This window comes from Cellulosimicrobium sp. SH8, assembly GCF_025818875.1.
GTDB classification, from domain to species: domain Bacteria; phylum Actinomycetota; class Actinomycetes; order Actinomycetales; family Cellulomonadaceae; genus Cellulosimicrobium; species Cellulosimicrobium cellulans_D.
In genome coordinates this window covers 115,740-133,824 of record NZ_JAMXMH010000012.1, presented here as the reverse complement: position 1 = coordinate 133,824, position 18,085 = coordinate 115,740, and the positions used below count along the sequence as shown (strand labels likewise).

Below are 18,085 nucleotides of genomic sequence, written 5' to 3'. Positions count from 1 at the left end.
GGGGCTCGGGCCTCAAAGCCCGCGGGTCGGGTCCGCGGTGGGGGCTCGGGCCTCAAAGCCCGCGGGTCGGGTCCGCGGTGGGGGCTCGGGCCTCAAAGCCCGCGGGTCGGGTCCGCGGTGGGGGTGGCCTCGGTGCTCGGGGCTGCGGCGCCGTCACCCTGGTCTGTCGGGCGTGGGTTCGAGGAGCGCCGCTCTGACGCCCCTTCGCATCCGAGCCCACCCCCACCGCTCGGCCGTCGGCCCACCACGGCCCGGCGATCGGCCGACCAGGCCGTCCCGGCAGGCCTAACTGGCGACCACAGCTCGACAGACACCAGGACGGACCGAGACCTGTTCGGCGGGATGTCGCGACGACAACGTCGCGTCGTGACCCACGACACGCAGCCGCGGGGGGCGGGGAGGCGGTGCGGCAGGTCGTGCCGAGGCCGGATGCAGCCCCGGGAACTTGGATCGCGAACGGACACCACGGGAAGTCGCCCGGGTGAGCGCCGACCGGGGCGAGACGACGCCGGTCGGGGTGGGTGGTGGTGCCGCGTCGTGGCGGGCCTGGAACGAGGGATCGTCCGGAGTGAGCTTGCGAACGCAGGATGATCCCGACCGAGAAACACGGGAGCCGCGAGGAACGAGCGGCGGATGGTAGACGCGGCAGCACCGCCCACCCCGACCACCCAAACCCGACCACACGCCGTCGAGCACAAGAACCACGGCTTTGTCTGACGCGACCAGGGCGCTACCTCGGCGGGGTGGCCGGGCGCCAGTGCTGGATCTTGTCGACGTCGCGGACGACGACGTCGAGGCGGGAGAGCTCGCGCCGCAGGTCGGCGGCGTCGGACGTCTTGTCGGCCTGGAGCATCGCCGCGCGGGCGCGCAGGACGGCGTCGGCGCTCGGCGGGAGCGACGGGTCGCCGGGGACCCAGCGCCGGAACTCCTCTGCCCACGGGTCGCCGTCGTGCCAGGGCCAGTCGTGCGACCGGAACGCGTCGGCGAGACGGTGGGTCGCGAGCTCGGTGCGGACGTTCAGGAGCTCGACGACCGGTGCGTCGTGAGCGTCGCCGTCCACGGTGTCGGCGGCGGCGCCGTCGGGTGCCGTGCGCGCCGCGGGCGACGTGGGCCGGTCGGTGGCAGGCGAGGTCCGACGGCCGAGCACGACGAGGTCCTTGCGGTCGACGAGCACGGCGGTGACGTGGTCCCGGTCCAGCGCGGTGCGGTCGCCGCGCCGGTCGACGGCTGCGTGCGCGGCGTCGAGCGTCACGACCGCGATGTCCCGCACCGCGTGCGCGGCGAACACGAGCCCGGCACCGACCCCGAAGGCGAGGCAGATCGCGACGCCGAGGGTTCCCCGCTCGCCGAGGAGCTCGTCGATGGCGCGCGCAAGACCCTGGAACGGCGCCCACGGCAGTCCCGCCATCCATCCGGCGAGGTGGAGCGCCCCGTACGCGAGCAGCGCCCCGAGGACCGGAGACCCGCCCCAGAGGAGCCAGCGGTCGAGCGCGGTCGGTCCGACGACGGTCGGCGCGTGCGGCGCCGCCGTCCCGTCCGGGGACGGGATCGGGGCAGGCGTCGGGGTCGGGGACGGCGTCGGGGCAGGTGTCGGCTCCGGGGCGGACTCGGTGAGGTCGGCCGGGACGAGGTCGGGCGCAGGGCGAGGGGCGGCGTCGGGCACCCGCCGATCCTCGCCTGCGCTGGCCGCGCGGGACGTCGCCCGGGAGGATGATCGCGAGACGCGCACGTCGGCCGTGCGGGGTATCCCCCGTAGAATCGAGGGCGGTGTGCCGGGAAGTCTGGTCGGCCACGGTCTCGCGTCCGCGGGCCGTGCGACTCGACAGCGACCCCGGGAGCACGATGACCCACGCCACCCCGCCCTCCGGCACCCACCCCACCCCGCCGGCCGATCGGCCGTCGCCCCGGGCGCGGCTGCGCCGCTGGGTCAGCAGGGAGACCACGGGCGGCGCGCTGCTCATCGGCGCGGCGCTGCTCGCGCTGCTGTGGGCGAACTCCCCGTGGCGCGACGCGTACACCACCCTCTCGGAGACGGTCGTCGGGCCGGCCTCGATCGGCCCGCTGCCCCTGCACCTCGACCTGAGCCTCGAGACGTGGGCCGCCGACGGGCTGCTCGCGATCTTCTTCTTCGTCGTGGGCGTCGAGCTCAAGCAGGAGTTCGTGGCGGGGAGCCTGCGGAGCCCGCGGCAGGCCGGGGTGCCGATGCTCGCCGCGGTCGGCGGCATGGCCGTGCCAGCGGTGATCTTCACGGTGGTGGTGCTGCTCGCGGGCGACGACGCCGCGCTGCACGGCTGGGCGATCCCGACGGCGACGGACATCGCGTTCGCGCTCGGCGTGCTCGCCGTGTTCGGGCGCGGGCTCCCCGCCGCGATCCGCACGTTCCTGCTGACGCTCGCGGTCGTGGACGACCTGCTCGCGATCGTCGTCATCGCGGTCTTCTACACGGAGGACCTGCGCATCGGGCTCCTCGGTCTCGCGCTCGTCGCGGTCGCCCTGTTCGCCGTGCTCGTCCGCGCCCGGCGCACGCGCTGGTGGCTCCTGCTGCCCGTCGCGGTGGTCGCGTGGGCGCTGGTGCACGAGTCCGGCGTGCACGCGACGATCGCAGGCGTCCTGCTCGGCTTCACGGTCCCCGCGCTCGCGCTGCACGGCGAGGCCGAGTCGCGCACCCACCGGTTCGAGCACGCCCTGCGCCCGTTCTCCCAGGGGATCGCCCTGCCCGTGTTCGCGTTCTTCGCCGCGGGCGTGACGTTCGTCGGCGGCGGGGGCGACGTCCTCGGCCAGCCGGTCGTGCTCGCGATCGTGCTCGGCCTCGTGCTGGGCAAGCTCGTGGGCGTGCTCGGGGTGACGGCGCTCGTCACGCGGTTCACCCCGCTGCGCCTGGCACCCGGCATCGGGGTGCGCGACCTGCTGCCCGTCGGCCTGCTGGGCGGCATCGGGTTCACCGTGTCGCTCCTCATCGCAGAGCTGTCGTTCCCGGACTCGACGCACACCGACGCCGCGAAGATCGCCGTCCTCGCCGCCTCGACGATCGCCGCCGCCCTCGCGGCGGTCGCGCTGCGCTGGGACGCCCGGCGCGCGCGCACGAACGACATGAACCTCGACGACCTGCCGGACGACGTCACCGACCACATCGGCGACGCGAAGGACCGCCTGGAGCACTGACCCGCGCGTCCCCGCCGCCCACCGAACCGAGGCCTCGGCCCTCTGTCTCGTCGCCGAACCCGGGGTTGCGGGCGAGGTGAGGGCCCAGCCCGCCGGTATCCCCGGGTTCGGCACCTGAAGGTTCCCGCTCAGCAGGTCGTCGCGACCTCGTAGCGGCCGGGCGCGGCCTCGCGCAGCGTCGTGACCGTCGTGTCGCCCTGGCCGAGGTACGCGAGCGAGCCCACCGCGTAGTACGGGTTGTACGGGTTCACGCCGTAGGAGATCGCGCGGCCGGCCGCCTGGTGCTGGGCGTTCGTCGCCGTCCCGCACCACGGGCCGGACGGCACATGGACCGTCACGGTGACCTGCGCCGTCGTCGCGTTGCCCGCGGCGTCGACCGCCCGTGCTGCGAGCACGTGCGTGCCCGCACCGAGCGCCGTCGTGTCCCAGTCGTCCGCGTACGGCGCGCTGCGCAGCGTCGCGAGCGCCGCGCCGTCGACGCTGAGCTCGACCCGGTCGACGCCACGGTCGTCCGCCGCCGCGACCCCGACCCGGACGGTGCCCGTCACGGTCGAGCCCGCGGCCGGCGACGTGATCGCGACGGTCGGCGCGACGACGTCGGGGTCAGGACCGGTGCCCGGGTCGCGATCGACCCGCCGGTTGTTCTCGAACAGGAAGTCCGTGAGGTAGGACGGGTAGTCGATGCTGTTCGTCGACACGTACGACCCGCCCGGGCCTCCGCCGGCCGGCCACGCGTGAGCGAGCCCGGTGTTCTGGACGAGCGAGACGCGCGGCCCGTCGGCGTCGGACCACAGCGACCCGGAACCCGCGGTGTTCGTCCCCGCGAGCCCGGCGAGAGAGAACGACGACGTCGTCCCGGCGCCGTAGAGGTCGGCCATGACCTGGGCGTTGAGCGTCCCGTACCCGGTCGCGACGGTCGTGTCGGCGCTGCCGAAGACGACGGACGCCACCTGCGAGCCGAAGCCTGCCGCGTGCGTCCCGGCGAACGACCGGCACGTCGAGCGCGCCTGCGCGAGCGTCGTCGCGACGCTCCCGATCTGGCCCGACGTCGTCCCGACCGTCGGACCTGCCGCGATCCCGACGCCGGCGAACACGTCGGGCGCGAGGCAACCCATGACCATGGCCTGGCCGCCGCCGGACGACAGCCCGCTGACGTAGACCTGGTCCGGGTCGATGCCGAGCGAGGTGTCGGCGAGCAGCGCCGAGACGAGGTCGAGCAGGTTGTCGTCGTGGCGCGCGGGGTTCGTGCGGCTGTGGTTCGCGTCGTAGTAGTCCCAGCAGCCGAGCAGCACGCCGCCGTTCGGCGCGGCGGGGACCGCGACGACCATGCCGTGGTCGTCGGCGGTGGCGGCCCAGTTGCCCGCGTTCTTGAGCACCTGCGAGGTCTGGACGCAGCCGTGCAGCGAGACCATGAGCGCCCGACCGCCGGGGAGCGCGGGCTCGGTCGTCGGCCGGTACAGCTCGACCGTCATGCCGCCCGCCGAGCGCTGGGACCAGGAGCCCGCCGCGGACGCGGGCGTCGTGACGAGCGGCGCGAGCACGACGGCGAGCGCCGTGCCGAGGGCGAGCGCGGCCGCGGACCGGCGGGCGCGGCCGTGCCGCCTGAAGGAGTGCCTGACCATCTGAACCTCCACGTCGAGGTCGGGTCGCCGTCAGCGCCGGACGCGCTGCGGCGCGCACCGTCGCGCGCCGGACCCGGGCGAACCGGACGTTACGTGTGACCTGAATCACCTGTCAACATCGCGTCGTCGGCCCCGTCGCCGGATCGTGACCGGCGCAGGTTGACACCGCGTCGGTCGCGGATCCATGATTCCCGCAACCTGAATCGCCTCTCATGTTCGAGCGGCGCTCCCCCAGGACCACCCAACGAAGGGCGAAGTCATGCGGACGAAGAAGTCCCAGCGGCCGGCACTCGCCGTCGCCGCGCTCGTGGCCGCGAGCCTCGTGCTCGCCGCGTGCGCGCCGACCGACGCGACCGGCGGCGACAGCACCGGAGGCGAGAGCAGCACGAGCTCCGACCCGGTCGACGTCGGCATCATCTACTCCAAGACCGGGCCGCTCGCGGCCTACGGCGAGGCCTACTACGAGGGTTTCCAGGCCGGTCTCGACTACGCGACCGACGGCACGGGCGAGGTGGACGGCCGCCCGGTCAACGTGACGTTCCACGACGACGGCGGCGACCCCGACAAGGCGGTCGGCCAGGCGAAGGACCTCATCGGCAAGGGCTACCAGATCCTCGGCGGCACGGTCGTGTCCGGCGTGGCGCTCAAGCTCGCCGAGCAGGCCGAGCAGAACAAGGTCCTCTACATCTCCGGCCCCGCCGCGGTCGACGCGCTCACCGGCATCAACGACTACACGTTCCGCTCGGGCCGCCAGTCGCTCCAGGACGTCGCGACGGCGGGGACGTTCGTCGACCCCGACGGCGCGAAGGTCGTCGTGTTCGCGCAGGACAACGCGTTCGGCCAGGGCAACCTCGCCGCGGTCGAGGCCGTCCTGGGTGCGCAGGGTGCCGAGGTGACGAGCGTGCTCGTGCCCGAGGACGCGACGGAGTTCACGCCGTTCGCGCACCAGATCGTCGACGCCGCGCCCGACCTCGTCTTCGTCGCGTGGGCCGGGGCGACGTCGGGCGCGATGTGGCAGGGCCTCGACCAGCAGGGCGTGCTCGACTCGACGACGGTCGTCACCGGCCTCGGCGACGTCGCCACCTACGGCGCGTACGGCGCCGCGGCGAGCAAGGTCGACTTCCTCAACCACTACTTCCCCGGCGCCGCGGGCACCGAGGTCGAGGCCGCGATGCTCGCGTCGGTCGAGGCGGCCGGCAAGCAGGCGGACCTCTTCACGCCCGACGGCTTCGTCGCGGCGCAGATGATCGTCCACGCGATCGAGGAGGGCGGCGACGACGTCGACGCCATGGTCGACGCGCTCGAGGGCTGGAGCTTCGACGGGCCCAAGGGCACGACGACGGTCCGCGCGTCCGACCACGCGCTGATCCAGCCGATGTACCAGGTCAAGCTCGTGGCCGACGGCGACGCCTGGGTCCCCGAGCTCGTCACCGAGGTGCCGGGCGAGGACGTCGCCCCGGCCGAGGCGGGCTGACGTGGGCGAGCCGCACACCCTCCCCGCGCTCGAGGTCCGCGACCTCGGCCTCCAGATCGGCGGGGCGCGCATCCTCCAGGGCGTCAGCCTCGCCGTCGGGCAGGGCGAGATGCTCGGGGTGATCGGGCCGAACGGCGCGGGCAAGACGACGCTGTTCAACCTGGTCTCGGGCATCCACCGCCCGACGAGCGGGTCGGTGCTCCTCGAGGGCGCGGACGTGACGACCACCTCGGTGGCCGCGCGCGCCCGCGCCGGGCTGGGCCGCACGTTCCAGACGTCGAGCCTGTTCCCGCGCCTGAGCGTCCGGGAGAACGTGCGGCTCGCCGCGCAGGGGCGCCTCGGCGGCGCCCTGTCCGTGCTGCGCTTCCCGCGTCGTGGCGACGCCGCGACGCGGGAGGCGGACCGGCACCTCGGGACCGTCGGTCTCACCCGTCGCGCCGAGGTCGCTGCGGGCGACCTGTCGCACGGCGACAAGCGCAAGCTCGAGATCGCGGTGCTCCTCGCGACGGAGCCGCGGGTCGTGCTGCTCGACGAGCCCATGGCGGGCGTGTCGTCGGCCGACGTGCCGGGCCTCGTCGAGGTCATCCGCGACCTGCACGCGACCGGCTGCACCGTCCTCATGGTCGAGCACCACATGGACGTCGTCCTGGGGCTCGTGGACCGCGTCGCCGTCATGCACCACGGCGAGCTGCTCGCGTGCGACACCCCGGACGCCGTCATGGCGGACCCGACGGTGCAGAGCGCCTACCTGGGCGTCACGGCAGGAGAGGCAGCATGAGCGGCCGCAGGAACGGCACCGCCCACGAGGGGGCGTCGAGCGACGTGCCCGTCCTCGAGGTACGTGGGCTGTCCGCGCGCATCGCGGGCCAGCAGGTCGTCGAGGACGTGACCTTCTCGGTCCCGTCGACGGGCGTCACGGCGGTACTGGGGCGCAACGGCGTCGGCAAGACGTCGACGCTCAAGGCCGTGCTCGGGCTGATCGAGCGCCGGGGCGAGGTGCTCCTCGCGGGCGAGCGGGTCGACGGCGACCGCACGGATCGCATCGTGCGCCGCGGCGTCGGGTACGTCCCCGAGGACCGCGAGGTGTTCGCCGGCCTCACGGTCGCGGAGAACCTGCGGCTCGCGGAGCGCGACGCGCACCCGCGCCGCGAGCTCGTCGCGGATCTGTTCCCCGACCTCGTGCAGCGCTCCGCGCAGCGCGCGGGCACGCTCTCGGGTGGCCAGCAGCAGATGGTGTCGCTCGCGCGCGCCCTGCTCAACGCCAACCGGCTGCTTCTCGTCGACGAGCCGACCAAGGGCCTCGCGCCCCGGATCGTCGGCGAGGTGTCCGACGCGCTCGCGGAGGCGGCGCGCACCGTCCCGATCCTGCTCGTCGAGCAGAACCTCGAGGTCATCGAGCGGCTCGCCGAGCGCGTCGTCGTCATCGACGCGGGCCGCGTCGTGCACTCCGGCCCCGCGCGCGAACTCCTCGACGACCCCGACCGCGTCCAGCAGCTCCTCGGCGTGCACGCCGGGGACGCACACCACGAGAACGAAGGGGCGGCTGCCCGGTGAGCACGATCGTCCTCCTCCTCGTCACGGGGCTCGGCCTCGGGGCGCTGTACTTCCTCGTCGCGTCCGGCCTGTCGCTCATCTACGGGCTCATGGGCGTCCTCAACTTCGCGCACGGCTCGTTCCTCACGCTCGGCGCGTTCGGCGGCTGGTTCGTCGCACGGTCGCTCGGCGCGGACTCGTGGGGCGTGTTCGCGCTCTCGCTCGTCGCCGGGGCAGTCGTCGGGGCCGCCGCCGCGGCGCTCACCGAGCTGCTGCTCATCCGGCCCCTCTACGAGCGGCACATCGAGCAGGTGCTCGTCACGGTCGGGCTCTCGCTCGCGTCCGTCGCGCTGTTCGAGGGCATGTGGGGCTCGGACCCCGAGTTCATCTCGGGCCCCGCGTGGCTCAAGGGCACGACCGACCTCGCGGGTGCCCCGGTGCCCAACGACCGGTTCGTCGCGATCGCCGCGGCGGCGCTCGTGCTCGGCGCGATCGTCCTGTTCCTCAAGCGCACGCGCTACGGACTCATCATCCGCGCGGGCGTCGAGAACCGGTCCATGGTCACGGCGCTCGGGATCGACGTGCGCAAGGCGTTCACGCTCGTGTTCGCCCTCGGCGGCGCCGCCGCGGGCCTCGGCGGCGTCCTCGCCTCGCAGTACTTCGGCTACGTCTCGCCGCACCTCGGCGGGTCGCTGCTCATCTTCGCGTTCATCGTCACCGTCATCGGCGGGCTGGGCTCGCTGACCGGGGCCGCGGTCGCGTCCGTGCTCGTCGCGGTCCTCCAGCAGTTCGCGAACTACTACCTCGGCTACGGCGACCTCATCGTCGTGCTGCTGCTCGCGCTCGTGCTCCTCGTCCGTCCCACCGGCCTCCTCGGGAGGGCAGCCGCATGACCACCCAGACCGCTCCCCCGGCCTCGGCCGCTCCCGCCGACGACGCGCCCCAGGTCGAGCGCCCGGCCCGCCGCGCGCCGTCGGGCACGCTGGTCCGCACCCTCGCGGGCGCCGCGCTCGTCGCGCTGCTCGCGTGCCTCCCGCTGCTCGCGATCCACGTGCCCGGCGTCCTGCCCGGCCCGACGTACACGCCCGGCGCGCTGCAGATGATGGCGCTGTGCTGGCTCATCGGCGCGCTCGCGCTGAGCTACCACCTGCTGTTCGGCGTCGCGGGGCTGCTGAGCTTCGGCCACGCGCTGTACTTCGCGGCGGGCGTGTACGGGCTCGCGATCGTGCTCGACACGACCGAGATCCCGCTCCTGCCCGCCGCGGCGCTCGTGCTCGTCGGCGGGATCGTCCTCGCGCACGTGGTCGGCGCGATCTCGCTGCGCGTCACGGGCATCTCCTTCGCGATGGTCACCCTCGCGTTCGCCCAGGCGGGCAACGTGCTCGTGCGCCGCAACCCCGGCGGCGCGACCGGCGGCGAGGAGGGCCTCGCGCTCGCGACCGGCAACGTCCCCGACGCTTTCGTGGGCGTGCTCAACACGCGCAACCTCTACTGGCTCGCGCTCGCCGTGCTCGTCGTGGTCTACCTCGTGGTGCTGTGGGTCGAGCGGTCGCGCGCCGGGCACGTCGCGGCGGCGACGCGCGAGAACGAGATGCGCGTGCGCGTCATCGGCGGACGCCCCTACCTCGTCAAGCTCCTCGTGTTCGTGCTCGCGGCGACGCTCGCGACGGTCGTCGGCATGGCCTACCTGCTGCTCCAGTCCGGCGCGGTGCCGCGCGCGACGTCCGCCGACTTCACGCTCACGCTGCTCGTGATGGTCGTGCTCGGCGGCGTCGGGTCCCGGTGGGGCGCGATCGTCGGCGGCGTGCTCTACACGATCCTCGACCAGCGGCTCGGGACGCTCGCGAGCTCCGCGGCGGTCGCCGACCTGCCGGCCGTCCTGCGCGTCCCGCTCAGCGAGCCGCTGTTCCTCCTCGGGACGCTGTTCATCCTCGTCGTGATGTTCCTGCCGGGCGGCATCGCCGGGGCCGCGTCGCGCCTCGCCGCGCGCCGCCGCCCGCGGGAGGATCGGGAGGGAGCCCGCGAGCGCCTCGAGGAGGTGGCATGACGACGACGCAGCACCGGCCCGGCGCGCAGGACGGCCTGCACACCCTCGGGCGCTGGACGCGCGACCGCGCCCTCGCGACGCCGGACCGCGTCGCGGTCGACGACCGGGGTGTCACCCTGCGCTACCGCGACCTGCACGAGCGCGCGAGCGCCCTGGCGGCGGCGTTCCGCGAGGCCGGGTACGGCGTCGGCGACCGCGTGGCCACGGTGACGGGCAACAGCGCCGACCAGGTCGTGCTGTTCTTCGCGTGCGCGCAGGCGGGACTGGTGCTCGCGCCGCTGTCGTGGCGCCTGTCGCCCGGCGAGCTCGCGGCGCAGCTCGAGCAGGCCGACCCGGCGCTCGTGCTCGTCGAGCAGGAGTTCTCCGCGCTGGCCGACGCCGCCCTGGACCGGCTCGTCCTCGCGCCGCGGCGCACCGAGCTCGGCCGGAGCGGCGTCGAGGCGCGGGTTCCCGCGCCGTCGCACCGCCCGCGGTTGACCGACGGCGCGCGTGGCACGGGCGGCGCGGACCGGGCCGCGGTCGCGCCCGCCCCCGAGCGCCGGGCCGTGCGCGACGACGACCCGCTGCTGCTCGTCTTCACGTCCGGGACGCAGGGCACGCCCAAGGGCGCGCTGCTCACGCACGCGAACTGCTTCTGGACCAACCTCTCGCTCTCGCGCACGGTCGAGCTGACGAGCCACGACGTCGTGCTGAGCGTCCTGCCGCAGTTCCACGCGGGCGGGTGGAACATCCAGCCGCTGCTCGCGTGGTGGACCGGCGCGACGGTCGTCCTGGAGCGGACGTTCGAGCCCGAGCGCGTGCTGCAGCTCGTCGCGGAGCGCCGCGTCACGACGATGATGGGCGTCCCGACCAACTACCTGCTCCTCGCGGAGCACCCCGGCTTCGCGGGCGCCGACCTGTCGTCGCTGCGGCACGCCGTCGTGGGCGGCGCGCCGATGCCCGAGCCCCTGCTGCGCTCGTGGCACCGGCGCGGCGTCGCGCTCTCGCAGGGGTACGGGCTCACCGAGGCCGGGCCCAACGTGCTGTGCCTGCCCGACGACCAGGCGCGCGAACGCATCGGGTCGGCCGGGACGCCGTACCCGCACGTCGAGGTCGCCGTCGCCGACCCGGTGACCGGCCAGCACCTCGACGGACCGGCGTCCGGCGAGCTGCTGGTCCGCGGACCCGGGGTGTTCGCCGGGTACTTCCGCGACGAGGCCGCGACGGCCGCCGTCCTGCACGACGGCTGGCTGCGCACCGGCGACCTCGTCGAGCGCGACGCCGACGGGTACTACCGCGTGGTGGACCGGATCAAGGACGTCTTCATCGTCGGCGGCGAGAACGTCACGCCGTCCGAGGTGGAGGCCGTGCTCCGGCGCCACCCCGGCGTCGCGGACGTCGCGGTCGTGGGCGTCCCGGACGACCGGTGGGGCGAGGTCGGCGCGGCCTTCGTCGTCCCGCGCCAGGGCTTCCCCACCGACGCCGAGGATCTCGAGGCGTTCTGCCGCCGCGAGCTCGCGCACTTCAAGGTCCCGCGCCGCTTCGACCTCGTCCCGTCCCTGCCCCGCACGTCGCTGCACAAGGTGTCACGCCGCTCGCTCGCCGAGCGCGTGACCGTCCCGGAGGACTCATGAGCACCCAGCCCCGCACCGCCCGCGGCAACCGCACGCGGGCCAAGATCCTCGCCGCGGCCGAGCAGGTGTTCGCCGAGGTCGGGTACCACGACGCGTCGATCGTGAAGATCACGGAGGCGGCGGGCGTCGGGCAGGGCACGTTCTACCTGTACTTCGAGTCGAAGATCGACGTGTTCGACGAGCTCGTCGACGACCTCAACCGCCGCGTGCGGCACGCGATGATCGAGGCGAGCTCCCAGGCGGGCTCGCGGCTGGCCGCCGAGCGCGCGGGCTTCGAGGCGTTCTTCCGCTTCACCGCCGAGCACCCGGCGCTCTACCGGATCGTGCGGCAGGCCGAGTTCGTCTCGCCAGGGGCCCTGCGCCGGCACTACTCGCGCATCGTCGAGGGCTACATGACCGGGCTCGACAAGGCGCGTGCGAACGGCGAGGTCGGCCACGACGTCGACCCGGAGGTCGCCGCGTGGGCGCTCATGGGGATCGGCGAGATCGTCGGCATGCGCTGGGTCCTGTGGGGCGGGCGCTGGGACGAGGGCGCGGAGCCGCCGTCGTACGACACCGCGGCCGCCGAGGTCCCCCCGCACGTCTTCGAGCAGACCATGCAGTTCATCGAGCGCGCGCTCGCCGCACCGCGACCCGCTGCCGAGGCCGGGACCACGACCCAGACCGGAACCACGACCGAAGGAGACGCGCAGTGACCGTCCCCGCCACCGTCCACGCCGCGTCCACGCCCGCGGCCCCCCCGCTCGCCGGGCGGCGCGCGCTCGTCACGGGCGGCGCGAGCGGCATCGGCGCGGCGTGCGCGCGCGAGCTCGCCGCGCGCGGCGCGCACGTGACCGTCGCCGACGTCGACCCCGACGGCGCGAAGCGTCTCGCGGACGAGCTCGGCGGCGAGGCGTGGGTCGTCGACCTCGCCGACACGCGTGCCCTCGACGACCTGAGCCTCGACGTCGACGTCCTCGTCAACAACGCGGGCGTGCAGCGCGTGAGCCCCATCGAGGAGTTCCGCCCCGACGACTTCCGCCTGCTCCACGCGATCATGCTCGAGGCGCCGTTCCTGCTAATCCGCGCGGCGCTGCCGGGGATGTACGCGCGCGGGTTCGGCCGCGTGGTCAACATCTCCTCGGTGCACGGGCTCGTCGCGTCGCCGTTCAAGTCGGCGTACGTGTCCGCGAAGCACGGGCTCGAGGGGCTGTCCAAGGTGACGGCGCTCGAGGGCGGGCCGCACGGCGTGACGAGCGTGTGCGTCAACCCCGGGTACGTGCGCACGCCGCTCGTGGAGAAGCAGATCGCGGACCAGGCGCGCGTGCACGGCATCCCTGAGTCCGAGGTGCTCGCGACCGTGCTCCTCGCCGAGTCCGCGGTGAAGCGGCTCGTCGAGCCCGAGGAGGTCGCGTCGCTCGTCGGCTGGCTCACCGGCCCGGACGCGTCGATGGTCTCGGGCGCCTCGTGGACGATCGACGGCGGCTGGAGCGCGCGGTGATGGCGGGAGCGACAGCGGGCACGACGGCGGCCCCCACGTCCGCACACCCGACGGCGGACGCCGCACCCGCACCGCACGACGTGACCGCCGCGACCCACACCTACGCGACGCTCGACGTGCCCGTCGCGGGCGGGCGGCTGCGCGTCGGCGTGTGGGACCCGGTCCCCGCACCCGGCGCACGGCTCGACGACGGTGCGCGCCGCCGCGAGCACGCGCGGCTCGACGACGCGGGGCCCGACGCGCGGCCGCATGCGAGGCCGGATGCGATGACCGTCCCGACCGTCCTCGCGGTGCACGGCATCACGGCGTCGCACCGCGCGTGGCCGGCCGTCGTCGCCGCGCTGCCGGGCGTGCGCGTGATCGCGCCGGACCTGCGCGGGCGCGGGCGCAGCAACGGGCTCCCCGGCCCGTACGGCATGGGGGCGCACGCCGACGACCTCGCGGCGGTGCTCGACGTGCTGGGGATCGAGAGCGTCGTCGCGCTCGGGCACTCGATGGGCGCGTTCGTGTCCGTCGTGCTCGCGCACCGCCACCCCGGCCGCGTGTCGCGGCTCGTGCTCGTCGACGGCGGGATCCCGCTCCCGCCGCCCGCGGGCCTGCCCCCCGACGCCGACCACGACCAGGTCCTGCGCGCCCTGCTCGGGCCGGCCGTCGAGCGGCTCGAGCGGACGTTCGCCGACCGCGAGGAGTACCGCGGCTTCTGGCGCGCGCACCCCGCGTTCGCGAGCGCGTGGGACGAGCCGTGGGGCGACGTCGTCGCGGGGTACGTCGACTACGACCTCGTCGGCGAGGCGCCCGCGCTGCGCCCGGCGTCGTCGGGCGCGGCGGTCTCCGCCGACTCGCTCGAGCTCTACGAGGGCGGGCCGCTCGCGGACGCGCTCGCGGGCGACCACCCGCTCGACGTGCCGCTCGTGCTGCTGCGCGCGCCGCGCGGCCTGCTCGACGAGCCCGAGGCCCTCTACTCCCCCGAGCACCTCGCGGCGTGGCGCGCGCGACTGCCGGGGCTGCGCACCCGCGACGTAGCGGGTATCAATCACTACACGATCATCATGAGCCCGCCCGGCGTCGAGGCCGTCGCGGGCGAGACCCTGCGGGCCCTGGCCGCCGTCACGAGCGGTGGACCGGGAACCGCGAGTGACGAGGAGGTCACGGCATGAGCCCCACGATCGCGTCCCCACGAGGGACCGGGCTGGACAAGGTGGTCGCGTCCGCGGCCGAGGCCGTCGCCGACGTGCCCGACGGCGCGTCGCTCGCCGTCGGCGGGTTCGGCCTGTGCGGCAACCCGATCGCGCTCATCGAGGCGCTGCTCGCCCAGGGCACGCGCGACCTGTGGGTCGTGAGCAACAACTGCGGCGTCGACGACTGGGGCCTCGGCGTGCTGCTCGGGGCGGGCCGCATCCGGAAGATGACGAGCTCGTACGTCGGGGAGAACAAGGAGTTCGAGCGGCAGTTCCTCTCGGGCGAGCTCGAGCTGGAGCTCACGCCGCAGGGCACGCTCGCGGAGAAGCTGCGCGCCGGCGGCGCGGGCATCGCCGGGTTCTGGACCCGGACGGGCGTCGGCACGCAGGTCGCCGAGGGCGGCCTGCCCCAGCGGTACGACGGCGCGGGCGGCGTCGCGCAGGCCAGCGCACCCAAGGAGGTGCGCACGTTCGGCGTCGGGCCGCGCGGTCGCGACGGGTCGTTCCCCGACGATGCCGAGTTCGTGCTCGAGGACGCGATCACCACGGACTACGCGCTCGTGCACGCCCTGCGCGGCGACCGGCACGGCAACCTCGTGTTCCACCGGTCGGCCCGCAACTTCTCCCCGCTCGCCGCGATGGCGGGCCGCGTGTGCGTCGCGCAGGTCGAGGAGCTCGTCGAGCCCGGCGAGATCGACCCCGACGAGGTCCACCTGCCCGGCGTGTTCGTGCACCGCGTCGTCGAGGTCGGTCCCGACGTGCCCAAGCGCATCGAGCGCCGCACGGTGCGCCCGGGCGCCGGACCCGACCAGCCCGCGCCCGCGCCGTCGGGCACCGCGACCAGCGTGAAGGAGGGCTGAGACATGGCGCTCACCCGTGACGAGATGGCCGCGCGCGCCGCGCGCGAGCTCCAGGACGGCTGGTACGTCAACCTCGGCATCGGCCTGCCGACGCTCGTGCCCAACTACGTGCCGGAGGACAAGCACCTCGTGCTCCAGTCGGAGAACGGCATCCTCGGCGTCGGGCCGTACCCCACCGAGGACGCGGTCGACCCCGACCTCATCAACGCCGGCAAGGAGACCGTCACCGTCCTGCCGGGCGCCGCGTTCTTCGACTCCGCGCTGAGCTTCGGCATGATCCGCGGCGGCAAGATCGACGCCGCGATCCTCGGCGGCATGCAGGTCTCCGAGACCGGCGACCTCGCCAACTGGATGATCCCCGGCAAGATGGTCAAGGGCCCCGGCGGCGCGATGGACCTCGTGCACGGCGCCGGGCGCGTCATCGTGCTCATGGAGCACGTCGCGCGCGACGGGTCGCCCAAGATCCTGCGGTCGTGCTCGCTCCCGCTCACCGGGCGAGGCGTCGTGCACCGGATCATCACCGACCTCGCCGTGATCGACGTGACGACCGACGGCCTCGTGCTGCGCGAGAGCGCGCCCGGCGTGAGCGTCGACGACGTGCGCGCCGCGACCGAGCCCGACCTCGCCGTCGCGCTCGACGACGCGCCGCTCGACGTCACCGACGCCGGGCCGGGACCGTCCACGCAGGCCGCCGGGACGCCGTCGTGACGCGCGACGCGCTGCCGCGTGACGTGCTGCACCGCGACGTCACGACCCCGCGCGGGCGCGAGCACGTGCGCGAGGTCGTCCCGGTCGACTCCGCGCGCGCGACGGTCCTGCTCGTGCACGGCAACTGCTCGTCGTCGGCGTTCTTCGACCCGCTGCTGCGTGCGCTGCCCGCCGACGTGCGCGGCGTCGCCGTCGACCTGCGCGGGTACGGCGACGCCGAGCCCCGGCCCGTCGACGCGACGCGGGGCGTGCGGGACTACGCGGACGACGTCGCGGCGGTCGTCGACGCGCTCGACCTCGCGCACCCGCTCGTCGCGGTCGCGCACTCCGCGGGGGCGGGGGTCGTGCTCCAGCTCGCGACGGACCGACCCGACCTCTTCGACGCGGTGCTCCTCGAGGCGCCCATGTCGCCGTACGGGTTCGGCGGCACGCGCGACGTGGACGGCACGCCGCTCTCGGCCGACTTCGCGGGCTCCGGCGGCGGGACGGCCAACCCTGCGTTCGTCGCGGCGCTCGCCGCGGGCGACCGCAGCGAGGACACCGGGTCACCCCGCGACGTGCTGCGCCGGTTCTACGTCGCCGACCCGGCCTCGCTCGGCGAGCCGCTCGGCGCCCTGGAGGAGCTGCTGCTCGACTCCGTGCTCTCGACGCGCACGGGCGACGGCAACTACCCGGGCGACCAGACGCCGTCGGACACCTGGCCTGGCGTCGCGCCCGGGACGCGCGGCATGAACAACGCGATCAGCGCGAAGTTCTGCGACCTGTCCGGCTTCGCGACGTCCGGCGCGACGGCGCCCGTGCTGTGGGTGCGGGGCGACGCCGACGCGATCGTCTCGGACACGTCGCTGTTCGACCTCGCGCAGCTCGGCGCGATCGGCGCCGTCCCCGGCTGGCCCGGGGCCGAGACGCACCCGCCGCAGCCGATGGTCGCCCAGACCCGCGCCGTCCTCGACGCCTACGCCGCCGCGGGCGGGCGGTACCGTGAAGAGGTGCGGCCCGGCGTCGGGCACAGCCCCCACCTCGAGGAGCCGGACGTGTTCCTCGGGCTCCTGCTCGGGCTCGTGGACGGCGCCGTCGCCAGCACGACCACCGTACGAGCGGTCGCCACACCCCCGGCGCCCGCGCAGACATCGCCGTCCGCACCCCTGGAGGTCCAGCCGTGAGCACCACCACCCCGCACTCCCCTGACGACGTCGTGGTCGTCGCCGCCGCCCGCACCCCGCAGGGGCGGCTCAAGGGCTCGCTCGCTGCGCTGACCGCGGTCGAGCTCGGCGCCGTCGCCGCGCGCGCCGCGATCGAACGCTCGGGACTCGGCGCGGACGCCGTCGACGCCGTGGTGTTCGGCCAGGTGCTCCAGGCCGGGGCGGGGCAGAACCCCGCGCGCCAGACCGCCGCGGGCGCCGGCGTGGGCTGGGACGTGCCCGCCGTGACGGTGAACAAGGTGTGCCTCTCGGGGCTCACCGCCGTCATCGACGGCACGCGCATGATCCGCTCCGGCGAGGCCGAGGTCGTGCTCGTCGGCGGCCAGGAGTCCATGACCAACGCGCCGCACCTGCTCCCCGGGTCGCGCGCCGGGTTCGCGTTCGGGGACGCGACGCTCGTCGACGCCGTCGCGCGCGACGGGCTCACCGACGCGTTCGACCGCGCCTCCATGGGCGTCTCGACCGAGCGCACCAACGTGGGCGACGTGTTCGTGTCCCGCGAGGAGCAGGACGCCGTCGCGGCGGCCTCGCACCAGCGCGCCGCGGCCGCGGCGAAGGACGGCCTGTTCGACGCCGAGCTCGCGCCCGTGAGCGTCCCGCAGCGCCGCGGCGAGCCGGTCGAGGTGCGCGACGACGAGGGCGTGCGCCCTGACACGAGCGTCGAGGGCCTCGCGCGCCTGCGCCCCGCGTTCGACCCCGAGGGCAGCATCACCGCGGGCAACGCGTCGCAGATCTCCGACGGCGCGGCCGCGCTCGTGCTCACGACGCGTGCCCGGGCAGAGTCCGCGGGCGCGCCGGTGCTCGCGACCGTGCGCGCCTGGGGTCAGGTCGCCGGTCCCGACACGTCGCTGCACTCCCAGCCGGCGCGCGCGATCCGCCAGGCGCTCGACCGCGCGGGCTGGACGGTCGAGGACCTCGACCTCGTCGAGATCAACGAGGCGTTCGCCACGGTCGTCGCGGTGTCCACGCGCGTGCTCGGCGTCTCGCCGGACGTCGTCAACGTGCATGGCGGCGGCATCTCGCTCGGCCACCCCATCGGGGCGTCCGGCGCCCGCCTCGCCGTCCACGCGGCGCACGAGCTCGCGCGTCGCGGCGGCGGGCGCGTCGCCGTCGGGCTGTGCGGCGGCGGGGGCCAGGGCGAGGCGCTGCTCCTGGAGGCCTGACGGTCGGCGACGGGGGCGCGGCCGGTTCGAGGGGACGGTTCGA

The 18,085-nt window shown here is 74.9% G+C and carries 16 protein-coding genes; 14 read left to right on the top strand and 2 right to left on the bottom strand.

Translation table 11 applies throughout. The features are described from left to right. Positions 1 to 730: 730 nt before the first annotated feature. The gene (locus NF338_RS17010) at positions 731 to 1,663 is read right to left on the bottom strand and encodes a hypothetical protein (RefSeq protein ID WP_264031878.1); all 933 of its coding nucleotides are present in this window, start codon (positions 1,661 to 1,663) and stop codon (positions 731 to 733) included. A 179-nt stretch (positions 1,664 to 1,842) separates the two neighbouring features. Here NF338_RS17010 and nhaA point away from each other — a divergent pair, with 179 nt between their 5' ends. After that, positions 1,843 to 3,162 carry a Na+/H+ antiporter NhaA gene (gene nhaA, locus NF338_RS17005; RefSeq protein WP_264031877.1) on the top strand — a complete coding sequence of 440 codons (1,320 nt, stop codon included), beginning with the start codon at positions 1,843 to 1,845 and terminating at the stop codon, positions 3,160 to 3,162. 128 nt (positions 3,163 to 3,290) lie between these two features. Here the strand turns inward: nhaA and NF338_RS17000 are convergent, their stop codons facing one another. Further along, a complete protein-coding gene (locus NF338_RS17000) occupies positions 3,291 to 4,784 on the bottom strand; it encodes a PHB depolymerase family esterase (protein WP_264031876.1) in 1,494 nt (497 codons plus the stop codon). 259 nt (positions 4,785 to 5,043) lie between these two features. Here NF338_RS17000 and NF338_RS16995 point away from each other — a divergent pair, with 259 nt between their 5' ends. Genes NF338_RS16995 through NF338_RS16935 form a run of 13 tightly spaced genes read left to right on the top strand, consistent with a single transcriptional unit; the run spans position 5,044 to position 18,042 of the window. Continuing rightward, positions 5,044 to 6,258: a substrate-binding domain-containing protein gene (locus NF338_RS16995; RefSeq protein WP_264031875.1), complete on the top strand. Its 1,215-nt coding sequence runs from the start codon at positions 5,044 to 5,046 to the stop codon at positions 6,256 to 6,258. Position 6,259: 1 nt separating this feature from the next. After that, positions 6,260 to 7,036, top strand: coding sequence for an ABC transporter ATP-binding protein (locus NF338_RS16990; protein WP_264031874.1), 777 nt, complete (start codon positions 6,260 to 6,262; stop codon positions 7,034 to 7,036). After that, positions 7,033 to 7,812, top strand: a complete 780-nt coding sequence (locus NF338_RS16985) for an ABC transporter ATP-binding protein (RefSeq protein ID WP_264031873.1) — start codon at positions 7,033 to 7,035, stop codon at positions 7,810 to 7,812. The genes NF338_RS16990 and NF338_RS16985 overlap by 4 nt, the downstream gene beginning before the upstream one ends. Then, entirely contained in the window at positions 7,809 to 8,684 is an 876-nt protein-coding gene (locus NF338_RS16980) for a branched-chain amino acid ABC transporter permease (protein WP_264031872.1), read from the top strand. The genes NF338_RS16985 and NF338_RS16980 overlap by 4 nt, the downstream gene beginning before the upstream one ends. Beyond that, a complete protein-coding gene (locus NF338_RS16975; protein WP_264031871.1) occupies positions 8,681 to 9,838 on the top strand; it encodes a branched-chain amino acid ABC transporter permease in 1,158 nt (385 codons plus the stop codon). The genes NF338_RS16980 and NF338_RS16975 overlap by 4 nt, the downstream gene beginning before the upstream one ends. Then, positions 9,835 to 11,451, top strand: coding sequence for a class I adenylate-forming enzyme family protein (locus tag NF338_RS16970; RefSeq protein WP_264031870.1), 1,617 nt, complete (start codon positions 9,835 to 9,837; stop codon positions 11,449 to 11,451). Before NF338_RS16975 ends, NF338_RS16970 begins: the two co-directional genes overlap by 4 nt. Further along, on the top strand, positions 11,448 to 12,146 hold the full coding sequence (locus NF338_RS16965; protein WP_264031869.1) for a TetR/AcrR family transcriptional regulator: 699 nt from the start codon (positions 11,448 to 11,450) through the stop codon (positions 12,144 to 12,146). The genes NF338_RS16970 and NF338_RS16965 overlap by 4 nt, the downstream gene beginning before the upstream one ends. Then, positions 12,143 to 12,931, top strand: coding sequence for a 3-hydroxybutyrate dehydrogenase (locus tag NF338_RS16960; RefSeq protein ID WP_264031868.1), 789 nt, complete (start codon positions 12,143 to 12,145; stop codon positions 12,929 to 12,931). Before NF338_RS16965 ends, NF338_RS16960 begins: the two co-directional genes overlap by 4 nt. Then, entirely contained in the window at positions 12,931 to 14,088 is a 1,158-nt protein-coding gene (locus tag NF338_RS16955; RefSeq protein ID WP_264031867.1) for an alpha/beta fold hydrolase, read from the top strand. Before NF338_RS16960 ends, NF338_RS16955 begins: the two co-directional genes overlap by 1 nt. After that, positions 14,085 to 14,969 carry a CoA transferase subunit A gene (locus NF338_RS16950; protein ID WP_264031865.1) on the top strand — a complete coding sequence of 295 codons (885 nt, stop codon included), beginning with the start codon at positions 14,085 to 14,087 and terminating at the stop codon, positions 14,967 to 14,969. Before NF338_RS16955 ends, NF338_RS16950 begins: the two co-directional genes overlap by 4 nt. A 3-nt stretch (positions 14,970 to 14,972) precedes the next feature. Continuing rightward, positions 14,973 to 15,677 (top strand): CoA transferase subunit B, encoded by a 705-nt coding sequence (locus tag NF338_RS16945; RefSeq protein WP_264031864.1) that lies wholly within the window; start codon positions 14,973 to 14,975, stop codon positions 15,675 to 15,677. After that, positions 15,674 to 16,840 (top strand): alpha/beta hydrolase, encoded by a 1,167-nt coding sequence (locus tag NF338_RS16940; RefSeq protein WP_264031863.1) that lies wholly within the window; start codon positions 15,674 to 15,676, stop codon positions 16,838 to 16,840. The genes NF338_RS16945 and NF338_RS16940 overlap by 4 nt, the downstream gene beginning before the upstream one ends. Continuing rightward, complete coding sequence (locus tag NF338_RS16935; protein ID WP_264031862.1) at positions 16,837 to 18,042, top strand: acetyl-CoA C-acyltransferase; 1,206 nt, start codon at positions 16,837 to 16,839, stop codon at positions 18,040 to 18,042. The genes NF338_RS16940 and NF338_RS16935 overlap by 4 nt, the downstream gene beginning before the upstream one ends. Positions 18,043 to 18,085 lie beyond the last annotated feature (43 nt).